The following is a 15,912-nucleotide window of genomic DNA, read 5'->3' as shown; positions in this document are numbered from 1 at the left end:
ATTTGGAATTTCTTCACAAAACTTCAACATTCAACATTCAACATTCCTTGTTCGATATTCGATATTTTTCAACTTCAACTTCAACTTCAAAATAACAAAGTACTTCTCGATACAATTTTTCTTCATTTCATTCCGAAAAACCACTCGAAGAGACGTTATAATTATCGAGCCTGCGAGGTAAGTCCGCCAGTAAAATTTTAATTTAAAAGTTGAAAGGTTTATGAGTTTATCTAATATGTAAATAATTCACATACCAAAATACAAAGAGCGTAGCGATACTAAAGGCGAAGCCGTTTCCAAAAGCGATACCAACATTCCAAAAGCGAAGCGAGTCCAAAACAACTACTTCATATACTTCTGAATCAATGCAAATAATTGTTCCGCTACAAACGGTTTTAAAATCATATCGTTCATTCCTGAATTGACAATTTTAGGTAAACTATCATCCAATGAAACTGCTGTAAAAGCTATGATTGGTACTTCTTTATTAAATTTCCGAATAGCTATTGTAGCCTCATAACCGTCCATTTCTGGCATGTGAATATCCATCAAAATGACATCGTACTGATTGTGTTTTACAATTTCAATAGCTTCCGCGCCACTTGCCACAATATCTGTGGTAATTTTTTTGGTAGATAGAATTTTCTTTGTCAACATCTGATTGATTTTATTATCATCAACCACTAACATTTTTAATTGACTGAAATCTACATCATCCAAATGAACTTCTATATTCATCTCAACACCTTCCATAGCTTTCGGGAAGCGAATGTCGAATGTAAATGTAGTACCAACGTTTTCTCTACTTTCTAAATAAATGTCACTATTGTAGACTTCTAATAATTTTTTCACAATCGATAATCCTAAACCAGAACCTTGATATTCTTCATTGATCGCTTCATGGTTTTGCGAAAACATTTCAAATACTGTTTCCTGTCTTTCTTTCGCAATTCCGATTCCAGTATCTTGCACACAGAAATGCAGTTGTACGTCTCCTAGGGTTTCTTCTACCTTTTCTACACTTAAACGAATCGTTCCACCTTTGGTAAATTTAATGGCGTTACTGATAAGGTTGATGAGTATTTGCGAAATTTTTAAACTATCGCCAACTAACAATTCTGGAATTTCTTTATCATAGGCAATATTCAATTCGTTTTCACGATCTTTTATCAGCAAATCAAACGATTTTACAATATTATCAATATTTGCTTTTAGGTTGAATGTTGATGCGCCAATTGTAATCGTATTGTCTTCTAGTTTGTTGGCTTGCAGAATATTATTCACTAATGATAATAAATGATCGCCCGAAAATTTTAATGATTTTAAGTATTGTTGTTGTGATGGTTTTGGATTTTCTTCTAATAGTAAATGTGTAATTCCTGTCACGGCATATAAAGGTGTTCTCAATTCGTGACTCATCATGGAAAAGAAGTTTGACTTTGTTTTAGACGTCATTTCCGCCTTTAGTTTTGCTTCTTCCAATTTGTTGTGTTTCAAGCGAAGCAACTTGTTACTTTTTATCTTTTTATAAATCGTTTTAATAATTAATGTTCCTAAAATGATACAACCAATTAAGAGCAATATAATAATTACTAGAATCGCTTTAAATTGATTCATACTAACACTTTTTTGAAAATTTCTTTCTTCCCCTAATTCATCTAATTGAAGTTGATCTTTTCGTAAATTATAATTTGCTAATAGTTCTTTTTGCACAAGATCTTGATCTTCATCTAATTTCTTCTTTAGATTTTCTTGATAATTCAGTTGTGCCATTCGTTGCTTATCTACTTCTCCTTTCGTTTTGTAGATTTCCGCTAATTGCTTGTATGATTTTGCAAGATCCGACACATGGACATACTCATTCGTAGTATGTTTTTCTAAGAAATTTTGTGCTTTTTCAAAATCTCTCAAATGATAATATGCATCGCCTTTGGTGTATTCTAAATAATTAATGCGCACCGTATACATCATCTTTTCAGATTTTATATTTTTTACACGCACCATCATTTCGTCTAAAAAGAGCAACAATTCTTCATAGTTATTTTCCTCTTGAAGTAATACAATTTTAACCCAATCCATAACTAAAACATCTTCCATATTGCCAGAAGCTTCAGCTATTTTATACCCTTTTTGTAAATATTGATATGCTTTTTTATACTCTTTTTCGTTTTTCGAGATGTTAGATAAATTATGATATGAGAGTACAATTTCATGTTTATTATCAAGTTCTTGCTGGATTTTGAGTGCTTTTTCGTAATATTTCCGTGCCTTATTGCGATACTGCATTTTACTATATGTATCTCCTAATACATTGTATGATTGCGCCAATGAAGCATCATCTTCATTCCTTGTAGCATGTTGTATAGCGAGGTAACTGTACGAAAGTGCTTTTCCAAAACTATAGGATCTAGCCAAGTAGAAAGCTTTCGTATTTAACTTTTTAATACTATCAGCAGACACTTCTTGCGCAACTAATTGCGAACAAGCAAACAAGCAAAGGACGATATGTAGTAATTTATTATTCTTCACTTGATTCGTATATTACATACTCAATTTTATCATACAATAATTCTGGCTCAAAAGGTTTACTGATAACGCCACTAATTTTTGTGTCAACCACTTTTGCATACGCATCCGATATTTCCATTGCTGTTAAAAGAATGATCGGAATGTTGTTATCGTTTTCTCTAATTTTTTGAATGGTTTGAAGTCCGTTCAATTTTGGCATAAACATGTCCATTAGTATGAGGTCAAAATCTTGTTTATCCAAAATATCTAATGCAGAAAAACCACTGTGCACTACTTTTGTTTCTATTTGTTTACGTTCTAAAATTTTCTGTGTCAACAACCCATTTACAGCATTATCATCTACAATTAAAATTTTCAGATTGCTGAAATTATATTCTTTGTTTTCAAATTCTTGCTCCGTAATTTCAGAAACTTCGGCTTTGCGCAATATCAATTCAAAATAAAATTCTGAACCTCTGTTTAATACGCTTCGTAAGTGTAATTTGGATTTTAATACTTTTAATAGATTGTTTACCGTTGTCAATCCTAAACCTAAATCGAGATAGCCATTATCTTCAGTTAAAATGATTCCTTTTTCAAGGTTTTCAAAAATGATATGTTTCTTTTGTTGCGGAATCCCCAAACCATTGTCCTTTATAGAGAATTTCAACACCACAATTTCTGCTGTTTCTGCAATCTGACTGATTTTTAATCGAATCGTTGCTTCCATATTATACCGAACCGCATTATCCAATAGATTGAAAAGAACTTGAGAAATTTTCAGACTATCACCTAGCAATTCACGTGGAATATTTTCGTCAATTTTTACATCAATCGTATTCCGATTCTCTTTGACCAAAAAGTTTACAGAAGTTAATACGTTTTTGATACTTTTTCGCAAATCAACACTTTCTTCTATCGTCTTCATTTTACTAGCTTCAATTTTATTCATTTGTAGAATATTATTGATGATTGCCAGTAAATGTTCGCCTGAAAATTTTAATGATTTTAAATACTGTTCTTGGTATTTTTCGGGTTTTTCAAGCAGTAATAAATTCGTCATTCCAATAATTGCATATAAAGGTGTTCGCAATTCGTGACTTATTAACGAAAAGAAATTTGATCGAATTTTAGATACATTTTCAATCTGCTTTTTTGCTTCAAACAATTCTCGGTTTTGTCCGCTTAACAATGCATTTGTTTTAACTCTTGCGCGCTGATTCAAGTAGAAAACACATAATAACAAGGCTAAAACAATTAAAATGATAATTAAAATAAAGATTGATTTCTTGTAATATTTAATATACATTTCTTTCGCCGCTTGTTCATTTTCTATGTTTTCTAAATGATCTTCATAGGCGTCAATTCCATATTTTACAACAATCTCTGAGAGTGTTTTTTCTTTTTTCTGAACATAGAATATTTCATAATACTGAATATGCTTTTCCAAAGCTTCTAGTGCTGCTTCTTTATCACCTTTTTTGTCGTATATCTTTGCTAAACCTTCGTATGTCAATGCTAACAATTCAATATGTGCTACGTTTTCTAAGTCACACAAAGAAATTGTTTTTTGGAATTGTTTTTCAGCTTCTGCTAGTTTCTCTTGTCCAAATAATGATTGTCCTTTGAAATAATATGCTGTTTCTATTATTTTAGATGTTGGAAGATACTTAGGATTATCAATACAATATTCCAGCACTTTTTCGAAGCAATCTTCCGCTTTTGCGTATTCTTTCTTGCTTAAGTATAATTGCCCAATAGTATATTTTGGATAGATAGAATTAAAATCATTAGGAACCTTTTCGGAAAGTGCCAAACTACGTTTTAGTTGCGTTTCTGCCACTTCATATTCATTGTTTTCGTAAAAATAAGAACCAATGTCATGATACACTTTCATCAAGCCAATTTCATTATTTGAATCTGTATAATATGAAGCTACATTCGTTTGGTTTTCAATGGCTAACGCTCCATAATCCATCCGAATATATACAATTCCTAATGTTTTATAGCTTTCAGCGACCAAACTGTCATTATCAATAAGGCTAGCATATTTTAATGCTTCTTGACTGTTGCTAAGTGCTTGATTAAATTTTTGGTGTAGCGAAAGTTCTTTAGCCGATTCGTGCAATCGGATAATACTATCTTTATCAACGGTACGACCTATTTGTCCATGTGATACAGATGCAAAGACAAAAAATAGTAAAAATACACGTATGGTATTCATGGTTTATAGACAGGCTAAAATATGTCGAAAAAGGTACAAAAATTAGTGCTGTTTCCTACGTAATTTAACCTATACTTGGTAAATAATTATTTCTCAGGACTCGTCATCACGTAGTATCTTGGATCGTCGACAGCATCTTCAATCACATTTGCTAATTTAGGTGATGCTTTCACCATCAAAGCTTTACAATCTTCACTTAAATGTTTCACACGCAATTGCTTTCCTGCTGCTTCGTATTTTTGTATTAGATTGAAAATTGCTTCCAATGCAGAATGATCTGAAACTCTTGATTCCATAAAGTCAATAACCACTTTTTCTGGATCATTTTTGATATCAAATTTATTATTAAATGCTTGAATGCTTCCAAAGAATAAAGGCCCAAAAATCTCGTATACTTTCGTTCCATCATCTTGAATACGTTTTCTAGCACGAATTCGTTTTGCATTTTCCCATGAAAATACCAACGCTGAAATAATAACTCCAGCAATTACAGCAACTGCTAAATCTTTCCAAACCGTAATTAAAGAAACGGCAATTAAAATAATAGCATCACTTACTGGTATTTTGTTTAAAATTCTAAAACTACTCCAAGCAAATGTTCCAATAACAACCATGAACATGACACCAACTAACGCCGCAATTGGCACTTGTTCTATCAAGCCTGACGCAAATAATATGAAACATAACAAAGCTAATGCAGCAACAATTCCTGAAAGTCTTCCGCGTCCGCCACCTTTTATATTAATGATTGATTGTCCAATCATTGCGCAACCGCCCATTCCACCGAAAAGTCCGTTTAGAATGTTTGCGCCACCTTGTGCCAAACACTCCCGATTACCATTTCCACGAGTTTCCGTCAATTCGTCCACTAAGTTTAATGTCATTAACGATTCTATCAATCCGATAGCTGCTAAAATAAACGCGTAAGGTGCCATTATTAATAAGCTTTTCATGCTCCATAATTCAGCCGCAAATATGCTCGTTTGGAATTGTGGCAAATCACCTTTCAATCCAGTTACTTCTCCTCCACTTCCTTCAATAATAAACGATTTTACGGTTGCAACATCAACATTTCCGAAAATTACAATCGCAGAAACTACCGCAATCGCAATTAATGCTTCTGGTAATTTCTTAGTTAATTTTGGCAATCCCCACATTATCAACATCGTCAAACCTACCAAACCAAGTGTAAACCATAAAGTTGCGCCTTCGAGCCACGTTTTACTATCACCAGTTCCTGTTTTGAACATTTCTAATTGAGACATAAAAATTACAATAGCCAAACCGTTTACAAATCCCATCATTACTGGATGCGGAATCAATCGGACAAATTTTCCAAGTTTAAAAACTCCTGCCATTGCTTGAATTACTCCAACCATTAATAATGTGATGAATAAAAATTGAAGTCCTTGTTCGCCTAAATCGGTACCTGCGCCAAATTCGTTTCCTTTTTTTACTAAAGCGATCATTACAACTGCCATTGCTCCTGTTGCTCCAGAAATCATACCTGGTCGTCCACCGAAAATTGCGGTAATAATTCCCATCATAAAAGCTCCATAAAGTCCAACCATTGGCGGAACATCAGCTACAAAAGCAAACGCAACAGCTTCTGGCACTAATGCCAAGGCAACTGTTAATCCGCTTAAAATATCATTTTTGGCATTCGCCGCTCTCTTTCTAATAAACTCAGTCATAATTCTTTGCTCTTGTTTTCTTAAATTTAAGAAGCGGCAAAAATACAGTTATTATTTCTACTAACAAGTTTTTGAGAATGCTTTGTCTGCTTAGATTTCTTATTTTTTGATTAAGTTTGACAAGCCAAAACTCATTTTTATGAAAAAAGTATGCTTCCTTCTAAGTCTTTCATTATTTTTTGCATGTAATTCTGATAAAACAACTTCAAAAGTTACACCTGATTTTACTACAATTTTCGAAAAATCTGGCGGAACGCAAACGCCAACGTATTCAGAAGTTATTGAGTATTATGAAGCTTTGGCAGAAAGTTATTCTCAGATTCATTTGGAAACCGTCGGAACTACCGACGCAGGATTTCCGTTGCATTTAGTCACTTTTAATCCTGATGGAGATTTTAATTTTGATGCGATTCGAAAAGAAAAAACAATTGTTTTAGTAAATAATGGAATTCATCCTGGCGAAAGTGACGGAATTGACGCTACAATGATGCTGATGCGAGATTTGGCAAATGGCACAAAGAAATCGCCTAAAAACGTAGTGATTTCAGCAATTCCTGTATATAATGTTGGCGGAAGTTTGAATCGAAATTCTGGTACAAGAGCCAATCAAAATGGTCCAGAAGCATATGGTTTTCGCGGAAACGCTCAAAATTATGATTTAAACAGAGATTTTATAAAATCGGACACTCGAAATGCAAAAGCTTTTGCTGAAATTTTTCATAAAGTACAACCTGATGTTTTTGTAGATAATCATGTAAGTAATGGCGCAGATTATCAATATACATTGACACATTTATTTACACAACATAATAAATTAGGACACGAAGCTGGCACATTTTTACACAAAACCATGATGCCCGATTTAGAAGCAACTTTACAAAAAAATAATTGGGACATTACGCCGTATGTAAATGTTTTTGGCAGCACGCCAAACGAAGGTTTTTCACAATTTTTCGATTCGCCACGCTATTCTACAGGATATACAACATTGTTTAACACACTTGGTTTAATGGTGGAAACGCACATGCTAAAACCGTACAAACAGCGTGTTGAAGGAACATATGCTTTGATGGACGCGTTGATTGAAAATATAGAAACGAAACATTATAAAGACATAAAATTGATTCGAGAAAAGACGCATCAATCATTTTTGAATGATTCAAAATATGTTGTTCAGTGGGAATTGGACAAAAGCAAAGAAACTATTTTGAACTTTAAAGGCTACGAAGGAACTTTTATTGAAAGTGATTTGACAGGTCAGAAACGACTCAAATACGATGCAACAAAACCATTTACGAAAGAAGTAAAATATTCGAATTACTTCAAACCAAAAAAAGAAATTACAGTTCCAAAAGCATATATAATTCCTAAAGGTTGGCATACAATTTTAGAATTGCTTTCGCTGAATAATGTGACGATGAATCCTATTGAAAATGATACTATTATCAATGTAGAAACCTATCATATTAAAGATTTTAAAACATCAAAAAATCCGTATGAAGGTCATTACACACATTACGATACGGAAGTCACAAAAACGTCACAAGAGATTCGTTTTAAAAAAGGCGATATTATAGTATATACAAATCAGCTTGCGTTTCGTTATTTACTAGAAATATTAGAACCAGAAGCTGTAGATTCATTTTTTAATTGGAACTTTTTTGATACGATTTTACAGCAAAAAGAAGGTTTTTCCGCGTATGTTTTTGAAGATGAAGCAAAAGAGTTGTTAGCTAAGAATCCTGAATGGAAAAAAGAATTTTTAGATTTAAAAACACAAGATACAGCGTTTGCAAATAGTGCTTCAAAACAGTTACGTTGGATTTACAAAAAGTCAGATCATTATGAAAAGGCGCATTTGCGATATCCTATTTTTAGAATTCAAAAATAATTTGATAATGTGTCGATTTGAAGATTTGAAAATGCTTCAATCATTTAATTTTTCAATTTTTCAATTAATTTTAAAACAACAACTTTATATTTTCATATGAATTTTGAAGTGCTTCTTTGGTTTCTGCTTCGTTCTTCCAAGTAACTTGCATAATACCTTCTTCTTCTTCCGGAATTAGTTCGCCAGCATACGTCGTTTGCATTGCATACCAATGTGTTAACTTTAATCTATATTCGCCATTTCGTTTAAATATGTGATAGGTATTCTTTAAAAAGTGATTAATCATTAAACCTTTTACGCCAGTTTCTTCAACGACTTCACGAATAGCGGTTTCTTCAATATCTTCACCTTTTTCAGTTTTTCCTTTGGGCAAATCCCACTTTCCATTTCTAAAAATAAATAAAACGTCTCCTTTTGTATTTTTTACCAAACCGCCAGCGGCTTCAACCAAAGGCAATTTTTTATATAAAAGTGGTAATAATTCGTCACTATTGTCGTGATAAAGTATCGCTTTGTCTAATTTTCCAGATGATATTTTCCCTATAAGCCATTCAAAATCAACATCTTTTAAGAGGAAAGTGTCAGAAATTTCAGTTTTTTTAACTTCATTTGATAAAATAATGAACCTTTCATTGATAAAAACTTTATACATTTGCATTATGATTTTTGATAAAAATACAGCCAAAAAGACTGCCGAATTATTGTTGCAAATTAACGCAATTAAATTACAACCACAAGAACCTTTTACATGGGCTTCTGGTTGGAAATCTCCAATATATTGTGATAATAGGATCACATTATCATTTCCTCCGATACGTAATTATCTGAGAGAACAGTTCGCAAAGCATATCGAAATTGAGTACGGAAAGCCCGATGTCATTGCTGGTGTAGCAACTGGTGCTATTGGAATTGGAATTTTGGTAGCAGAATATTTAGGGCTTCCTTTTGTATATGTGAGACCTGAAGCAAAAAAGCACGGAAGACAAAATCAGATTGAAGGATTTATTCAAAAAGGGCAAAATGTTGTCGTTGTAGAAGATTTGATTAGTACCGGAAAAAGTAGCTTAAATGCAGTGAAAGCTTTGAAAGAAGCTGAAGTAAATGTAAAAGGAATGGTGGCCATTTTTTCGTATAATTTTGACATTGCAAAAGAAAATTTTGAGACTGCTGATGTTAATTTACACACATTGAGTAATTACGAAAACCTTTTGGAGCAAGCGTTAGACACAAATTATATTACGTCTGCTGAACTTGAAACTTTAGAAGCTTGGCGAAAAGATCCTGCAAGTTGGAACGTTAATTGATTAGAATATCTGAAAAAATAATAATACATGAATTTAGAAAGCCCAAAAGTTACCGTAAATAAAACACCGCAAGAACTTTACGATTTTTTGACGAATGTTGAAAACTTTGAAAAATTAATGCCCGAAAGTATTAGTAAGTTTGAAGTGTTGGCGGAAGGAAAGTTTGTTTTTGCTTTAAAAGGAATGCCAGAAATTGTTCTGAAATTAAAAGAAAGTACGCCGCCAAACCAAGTTGTATTAGGTGCTGCTTCTGACAAATTACCATTTACACTTACTGGAAACATTCAGGAGTTAGAAGCTGGAAAAAGCGAAGCACAATTACTTTTTGAAGGAAAATTTAATCCAATGATGGCAATGATGATTAAAGGTCCAATTGGTAAATTTGTGAACACACTTGCGGAGAATATGAGTAAGTTGTAGTTAGGTTGTTTGTTGATTGTTGATTGTTGATTGTTGATTTGTAAAATAATTTAACGAATGACCGTCAAGTAAAATCCAGATAAACACAGAACAAATAAACGAATAAACAAAAAAGCGAAGCACAACATAAGCAAAGTTTCAGTTTAAAAGTTGAAAGGTTTATAAGTTTATCTAATGAGCAAATAATTCACATACCAAAATACTAAAAGCGAAGCGATTCCAAAAGCAAAGCGATCTAAAAGCGAAGCGAGTCCAAATCAGTACATCAACTTTATTTCCTTCAAATCAAAAGCAGTCATAATATCATCTTCTAGTAAGATGTTTAATTTTCCATCTTCGGAAACTCCTTGAATAAATCCCATAAAAAGTTTTCCATTTGGCATTTTAAACGTAGACGGTTTATCTTTTCGGAACAATAACGATTCATATTCATTTTTTAATAGTTCAAACGATCTTTCGGTAATCAAATGTGAATACTTTTTCAGTTGCTTTGCAATTTCAAACATCACTTCATCTAAATCAAAATGAACGCCTGTGCTTTTTTTTAACGAAGAAGCATTTAAGCCAACTTTAAAAACTGTTTGATTTACATTTAAGCCAATTCCGATAATTGCTGCTGTCATTTTGCTGTTTTGTATGACATTTTCAATCAAAATTCCACATATTTTTTGATTCTCTGACAAAATGTCGTTTGGCCATTTTATTGCTAATTTCGGTACTTGAAAATGTTTTAGCGCATTATAAATAGCCAATGAAGTTGCCATACTCATATAGAATGCTTCTTCATTTTCCAAACAAAAAATCTTTTTAAAGACACTAAACGTAAGGTTTTTTCCTTTTTCGGCATTCCATTTTGTTCCCATCTGACCTTTTCCTGCGGTTTGTAAAGCTGCTGTTACTATGGTAAAATCGGGGAGCTTTTCTTCCATACTTAGCTGTCGTAAGTAGGTATTCGTGGAATCAATGGCATCAAGTTTGATTATTTTCATTGTATATTTAAAAATTCTTTACGTATTCTTATGTTAATGGAGTTACAAATAAGATTTAAAAGTAATACTTTTGTACAAAATATAAATAATTGAATGACAAAAATTGAGGTTAGCACGGATCAATTGATCACGGGCATCATAAAAGGAATAGAAGAAGTAAAAGGAAATGATATCACCATCTTAGACTTACGCGAAATAGACAATACAGTTTGTGACTACTTTATCATATGCAATGGAACTTCAAATACGCAAGTAAATGCCATTGTAGGTTCAGTACAAAAAATGGTGAGTAAGGAGTTGAAAGACAAACCGTGGCACATAGAAGGTTCGGAAAATGCTGAATGGGTTTTAATGGATTATGTGAATGTAGTTGTTCATGTGTTTCAAAAACATATCCGCGAATTTTATGATATTGAAGGACTTTGGGGAGACGCTAAAGTAACTTCTATTCAAGCAAATTATTAAAAACTACATTATAATTTAATGGCAAACGATAACAAAAACACAACAAAAAAACCTAAGTTCAATGCATATTGGATTTATGGTTTGATAGGAGTTTTTCTCATTTTCTTAATATTTACAAATGATTCAGATTCGAGCGACAAAGTATCTTACTCGAAATTTAAAGAATTGATTGAGTATAATGATGTAGAAACTATCAAGGTTACCACAAACAATACAGTTGCAGAAATTTTCTTAAAAGAAGGTGCAGCCGAGAAAGATGCCTATAAAGGATTGGTAAATAAAAAAAGTAGTTTTCTCCTTATGGGAGGAGAATCTGCAGATTTTACTATCAAATATCTAAACCTGAAAAATTTTGAAGATTATCTGAACGAAATTAAAGAAGAGAAAAAACTTGATTTTGAAATAGAATCGACACAACAAAATAATTCAATTTCAAACTTCATATTCAGTATTTTACCATTTGTACTTATCATTGGTGTTTGGATTTTCATCATGCGCAGAATGTCTGGCGGCGGCGCTGGCGGCGGCGGCGGACAGATTTTCAATATAGGAAAATCGAAAGCAAAATTATTTGACGAAAAAACAGATATTAAATCATCATTTAAAGATGTTGCTGGATTAGAAGGTGCAAAAGAAGAAGTACAAGAAATTGTAGACTTCTTAAAAAATCCTGAAAAATATACATCTCTTGGTGGAAAAATTCCGAAAGGAGCTTTATTAGTTGGACCTCCAGGAACTGGTAAAACATTGCTTGCAAAAGCGGTTGCAGGAGAAGCACAAGTGCCTTTCTTCTCGCTTTCAGGTTCTGATTTCGTAGAAATGTTTGTTGGTGTTGGAGCTTCTAGAGTTCGTGATTTATTTAAACAAGCAAAAGAAAAATCGCCTGCAATTATATTTATTGATGAAATTGATGCGATTGGACGCGCCCGTGGAAAAAACAATTTTACAGGTTCTAACGATGAACGTGAAAATACATTAAATCAATTATTAACAGAAATGGACGGTTTCGGAACCAATACAAATGTAATTGTAATGGCAGCAACAAACCGAGCTGATATTTTAGATAAAGCTTTAATGCGTGCAGGACGTTTTGATAGACAAATTTATGTTGATCTTCCTGATTTGAATGAACGAAAAGAAATCTTTGAAGTACATTTAAAACCACTTAAAAAAGCAGATAATTTAGATACTGACTTTTTATCAAAACAAACACCAGGTTTCTCTGGAGCTGATATTGCAAATGTTTGTAATGAAGCTGCCCTAATTGCCGCAAGAAAAGGTAAGAAAGCTGTTGAAAAGCAAGATTTCTTAGATGCTGTTGACAGAATTGTTGGTGGATTAGAGAAGAAGAATAAAATCATTAAACCAGAAGAAAAACGAAGAATTGCGTATCATGAAGCTGGACACGCAACTATAAGTTGGATGACGGAACATGCAGATCCATTAGTAAAAGTAACGATTGTTCCTAGAGGACAAGCACTTGGAGCTGCTTGGTATTTACCAGAAGAAAGACAAATAACTACAAAAGAACAATTGCTTGATAAAATGTGTTCTTTACTTGGTGGTCGTGCAGCAGAAGAAGTAGAAATGGGGAATTACTCAACGGGAGCGCAAAATGATTTAGAGCGTACAACCAAACAAGCTTCTGCGATGGTTACAATTTACGGATTGAGCGACGAAATTGGACATTTATCATATTATGACAGTTCAGGACAATCTGATCAGACATTCTTAAAACCATATTCTGAAAAAACAGCAGAAAAAATTGATGCAGAAATTCGCAAAATGATCGACGAACAATATGCAAGAGCTATACAAATTTTGACTAATAATAAAGATAAGTTGACAACGCTTGCTGAATTACTTTTAGAAAAAGAAGTAATCTTTAAAGATGACTTAGAAAGAATTTTCGGAGCAAGATTGTTTACTAATTCTGACGAAATAAGCGATTCAGAAGAATAGTTCATCACATTATAAAATATTTACCTTTAAAAAATCTCGATTTATCGCTAGCATAAGTCGAGATTTTCTATCTTTACATCAACTTATACAAATTCATAAACTACAATTGGCTCCATGAGTCTTTTTAAGAAAATTTTCGGCTCCAAATCTAAACCTCAACAAGAATCTAATTCTTTAGATGAGCGTGGCAGATATATGCCACAAGTAGAACTTCCAATTGACGAACGTTTTACTATTAATTTCCAAAAAAATGGCGGTAAATTTCTATACTGCGATTCTTTCACGGATGTATATAACAATTTAGAAAATATACTGATCGAAAATGGTTGGGAAGGAAAAGAAGTATTATGCTTTGATGCCCAACTTCATGAGCGTTTTGATAATTTTGATTTGAAGTTTTCAAAAATCAACATGAATGCAAGTTTCTACTTAGCTTCTTGCGAATATTTAATTGCCGATAATGGTTCTATCTTAGTTTGTTCTAATCAAATAAGAGAAAAAAAACTCAACGACTTACCCGATAATTTTGTCATTCTTGCAACCACAAGTCAACTTGTAAGCGCTATTGGCGAGGGTTTACGCAGCATTAAGAATAAATACAAGTCGAATTTCCCTAATAATATTACGACGATCAAGCATTTTCAAGTACAAGAAGAAAAGGACTTTTTATCTTACGGAAGTAGCTCAAAAAACTTATATTTGCTGCTCTTGGAAGACCTCTAAAATGAAAGAACTTTTAACGCGATCTTTAACAGGATTGCTTTTTATAACACTTTTAATATTTTCAGTATTTTATTCTGAAACAGCTATTTTAGCTGTATTCACGATATTTGGGTTGTTATGTATGTTTGAATTTAGCAAACTAATTAACTTAAAAGGGTTTATTCAGTACATCGTATTCTTACTCATGATTGGCATATTTGTGCTCTGGAAGCTGCTTCAAACTGAAGTCAAAATTGAAGAAGCTACCATGATTTTATTGGTACTTTCCATATTTGTCTCACTTTTCTTAATCAGAGACTTATTCACAAAAAAAATAATTCCACTCTTCAAATTTAAAAAATACTTGCTCACTACTTTTTACATTAGTAGCAGTTTTGCATTTCTATTATTAATTCCGCACGCAACCAACAGTTACGAACCATACATTATTTTAGGCAGTTTTATCCTAGTTTGGGTGAATGATTCGTTTGCATATATCACAGGAAAAAAATTTGGAAGACAAAAATTATTTGAACGTATTTCACCTAAAAAAACGGTAGAAGGATTTTTAGGCGGCTTACTTTTTTCTTGTATTGCTAGTTATTTTATAGCTAAATTTACAGAAACTTATTTGAGTTTCGGCAGTTGGCTTATTTTAGCAATTATCATAAGTTCTATTGGAACTATTGGCGATTTAATTCAGTCCAAATTCAAAAGACAAGCCAATGTAAAAGATAGTGGTTCCATAATGCCTGGACATGGCGGCATTTTTGACCGATTGGACAGCATGATATTTTCTGCACCATTTATTTATTTGTTTTTAAAGATATTACATTATGTTTCATAAAGAAGGATTTAAAATTATTGTTGTAGCATTTATCATTGTTGCCGCAGTTGTGTTAACAGCTGATCAAATTGATACTGCTTGGATAAAATACCTATTGCAAGGAATTGCGGTTGTAATTTTGGTTTTAATTTTGCAATTTTTTAGAAATCCAAAACGTACTACGCTTTTAAACGATACGCAAATTATTGCGCCTGTTGATGGAAAAGTAGTTGTCATTGAAGAAGTTTTTGAGAAAGAGTATTTTAAAGATAAACGCTTGCAAATATCTATCTTTATGTCGCCAATTAATGTACACGTAACGCGGTATGCTATTGGCGGATTGATAAAATATAGCAAATATCATCCAGGGAAGTTTTTAGTAGCTTGGCATCCAAAATCATCCGAAGAAAACGAACGCACTTCGGTTGTTGTGGACAATCCAACTTACGGAATGGTTTTATACCGACAAGTTGCTGGAGCAATGGCAAAAAGAATTGTGAATTATGCCGAAGAAGGCATGCAAGTCATTCAAGGTGAAGATGCTGGATTTATAAAATTTGGTTCGCGCGTAGATTTATATTTACCATTAGACACTAACATAAACGTTAAACTCAACCAAACAGTAAAAGGCGGCGTAGACATTATTGCAACGAAATAGATGAGTAATTCAGAGTTAGACATAGAATTTTTTGAAGCAGTTGGACGCGTAAACAACAGCACAAATGCTTTTCCTGCAGATTTTCTGTTGCGATTGTACGCATACTATAAAAAAGCTACGAATAACTACGATAAACCAAGTAGCCGCCGACCAATTATCAATGCGTTTAAAATGAATGCTTTACTTCAAACACGAAATATTTCTCCAGACGGAGCAAAAAAAGAATACATTGATTTAGTAAACTCCTATTTTGAAGCCCAATAAAACTT

General features: G+C 32.8%; 14 protein-coding genes. 9 read left to right on the top strand and 5 right to left on the bottom strand.

The genetic code is table 11. The annotated features are described in order from the left end of the window. Positions 1–342: 342 nt before the first annotated feature. From IMCC3317_RS19595 to IMCC3317_RS19585, 3 genes are all read right to left on the bottom strand, one after another. Positions 343–2,529: a tetratricopeptide repeat-containing hybrid sensor histidine kinase/response regulator gene (locus tag IMCC3317_RS19595; protein WP_160131174.1), complete on the bottom strand. Its 2,187-nt coding sequence runs from the start codon at positions 2,527–2,529 to the stop codon at positions 343–345. Then, entirely contained in the window at positions 2,519–4,732 is a 2,214-nt protein-coding gene (locus IMCC3317_RS19590; RefSeq protein ID WP_160131173.1) for a tetratricopeptide repeat-containing hybrid sensor histidine kinase/response regulator, read from the bottom strand. The genes IMCC3317_RS19595 and IMCC3317_RS19590 overlap by 11 nt, the downstream gene beginning before the upstream one ends. Positions 4,733–4,818: 86 nt before the next feature. Then, complete coding sequence (locus IMCC3317_RS19585; protein WP_160131172.1) at positions 4,819–6,426, bottom strand: SulP family inorganic anion transporter; 1,608 nt, start codon at positions 6,424–6,426, stop codon at positions 4,819–4,821. Between the two features lie 139 nt (positions 6,427–6,565). On the opposite strand from IMCC3317_RS19585, the gene IMCC3317_RS19580 reads away from it, so the two are divergent. Next, entirely contained in the window at positions 6,566–8,317 is a 1,752-nt protein-coding gene (locus tag IMCC3317_RS19580; RefSeq protein WP_160131171.1) for a M14 family metallopeptidase, read from the top strand. A gap of 70 nt (positions 8,318–8,387) precedes the next feature. Here the strand turns inward: IMCC3317_RS19580 and IMCC3317_RS19575 are convergent, their stop codons facing one another. Beyond that, positions 8,388–8,969, bottom strand: coding sequence for an NUDIX hydrolase (locus tag IMCC3317_RS19575; RefSeq protein WP_170293859.1), 582 nt, complete (start codon positions 8,967–8,969; stop codon positions 8,388–8,390). A gap of 7 nt (positions 8,970–8,976) precedes the next feature. Here IMCC3317_RS19575 and pyrE point away from each other — a divergent pair, with 7 nt between their 5' ends. After that, positions 8,977–9,621 carry an orotate phosphoribosyltransferase gene (gene pyrE, locus IMCC3317_RS19570; protein ID WP_160131169.1) on the top strand — a complete coding sequence of 215 codons (645 nt, stop codon included), beginning with the start codon at positions 8,977–8,979 and terminating at the stop codon, positions 9,619–9,621. A gap of 27 nt (positions 9,622–9,648) precedes the next feature. Further along, a complete protein-coding gene (locus tag IMCC3317_RS19565) occupies positions 9,649–10,041 on the top strand; it encodes an SRPBCC family protein (protein WP_160131168.1) in 393 nt (130 codons plus the stop codon). Positions 10,042–10,298: 257 nt separating this feature from the next. Here IMCC3317_RS19565 and IMCC3317_RS19560 read toward each other — a convergent pair whose 3' ends face one another. After that, entirely contained in the window at positions 10,299–11,030 is a 732-nt protein-coding gene (locus tag IMCC3317_RS19560) for a biotin--[acetyl-CoA-carboxylase] ligase (protein ID WP_160131167.1), read from the bottom strand. 93 nt (positions 11,031–11,123) lie between these two features. Here IMCC3317_RS19560 and rsfS point away from each other — a divergent pair, with 93 nt between their 5' ends. From rsfS to IMCC3317_RS19530, 6 genes are all read left to right on the top strand, one after another. Continuing rightward, positions 11,124–11,495 (top strand): ribosome silencing factor, encoded by a 372-nt coding sequence (gene rsfS, locus IMCC3317_RS19555; protein WP_160131166.1) that lies wholly within the window; start codon positions 11,124–11,126, stop codon positions 11,493–11,495. An 18-nt stretch (positions 11,496–11,513) separates the two neighbouring features. Then, positions 11,514–13,457: an ATP-dependent zinc metalloprotease FtsH gene (gene ftsH / locus IMCC3317_RS19550; protein WP_160131165.1), complete on the top strand. Its 1,944-nt coding sequence runs from the start codon at positions 11,514–11,516 to the stop codon at positions 13,455–13,457. 114 nt (positions 13,458–13,571) lie between these two features. Further along, positions 13,572–14,180: an LUD domain-containing protein gene (locus tag IMCC3317_RS19545; RefSeq protein ID WP_160131164.1), complete on the top strand. Its 609-nt coding sequence runs from the start codon at positions 13,572–13,574 to the stop codon at positions 14,178–14,180. Position 14,181: 1 nt separating this feature from the next. Beyond that, the gene (locus IMCC3317_RS19540; RefSeq protein ID WP_160131163.1) at positions 14,182–15,006 is read left to right on the top strand and encodes a phosphatidate cytidylyltransferase; all 825 of its coding nucleotides are present in this window, start codon (positions 14,182–14,184) and stop codon (positions 15,004–15,006) included. Next, the gene (locus tag IMCC3317_RS19535; protein WP_160131162.1) at positions 14,996–15,643 is read left to right on the top strand and encodes a phosphatidylserine decarboxylase family protein; all 648 of its coding nucleotides are present in this window, start codon (positions 14,996–14,998) and stop codon (positions 15,641–15,643) included. Before IMCC3317_RS19540 ends, IMCC3317_RS19535 begins: the two co-directional genes overlap by 11 nt. After that, complete coding sequence (locus tag IMCC3317_RS19530; protein WP_160131161.1) at positions 15,644–15,907, top strand: acyl-CoA-binding protein; 264 nt, start codon at positions 15,644–15,646, stop codon at positions 15,905–15,907. Positions 15,908–15,912: the final 5 nt, after the last annotated feature.

This window comes from Kordia antarctica (assembly GCF_009901525.1).
In the GTDB taxonomy this organism is placed as follows: domain Bacteria; phylum Bacteroidota; class Bacteroidia; order Flavobacteriales; family Flavobacteriaceae; genus Kordia; species Kordia antarctica.
This window is presented reverse-complemented; position numbering and strand designations above follow the sequence as displayed.

Coding starts and splice junctions, on each gene's coding strand:
- IMCC3317_RS19540 (WP_160131163.1), top strand. CDS start 14,182: ATGAAAGAACTTTTAACGCGATCTTTAACAGGATTGCTTTTTATAACA.
- IMCC3317_RS19565 (WP_160131168.1), top strand. CDS start 9,649: ATGAATTTAGAAAGCCCAAAAGTTACCGTAAATAAAACACCGCAAGAA.
- IMCC3317_RS19545 (WP_160131164.1), top strand. CDS start 13,572: ATGAGTCTTTTTAAGAAAATTTTCGGCTCCAAATCTAAACCTCAACAA.
- IMCC3317_RS19560 (WP_160131167.1), bottom strand. CDS start 11,030: ATGAAAATAATCAAACTTGATGCCATTGATTCCACGAATACCTACTTA.
- IMCC3317_RS19535 (WP_160131162.1), top strand. CDS start 14,996: ATGTTTCATAAAGAAGGATTTAAAATTATTGTTGTAGCATTTATCATT.
- ftsH (WP_160131165.1), top strand. CDS start 11,514: ATGGCAAACGATAACAAAAACACAACAAAAAAACCTAAGTTCAATGCA.
- IMCC3317_RS19530 (WP_160131161.1), top strand. CDS start 15,644: ATGAGTAATTCAGAGTTAGACATAGAATTTTTTGAAGCAGTTGGACGC.
- IMCC3317_RS19585 (WP_160131172.1), bottom strand. CDS start 6,426: ATGACTGAGTTTATTAGAAAGAGAGCGGCGAATGCCAAAAATGATATT.
- IMCC3317_RS19590 (WP_160131173.1), bottom strand. CDS start 4,732: ATGAATACCATACGTGTATTTTTACTATTTTTTGTCTTTGCATCTGTA.
- rsfS (WP_160131166.1), top strand. CDS start 11,124: ATGACAAAAATTGAGGTTAGCACGGATCAATTGATCACGGGCATCATA.
- IMCC3317_RS19580 (WP_160131171.1), top strand. CDS start 6,566: ATGAAAAAAGTATGCTTCCTTCTAAGTCTTTCATTATTTTTTGCATGT.
- IMCC3317_RS19575 (WP_170293859.1), bottom strand. CDS start 8,969: ATGTATAAAGTTTTTATCAATGAAAGGTTCATTATTTTATCAAATGAA.
- pyrE (WP_160131169.1), top strand. CDS start 8,977: ATGATTTTTGATAAAAATACAGCCAAAAAGACTGCCGAATTATTGTTG.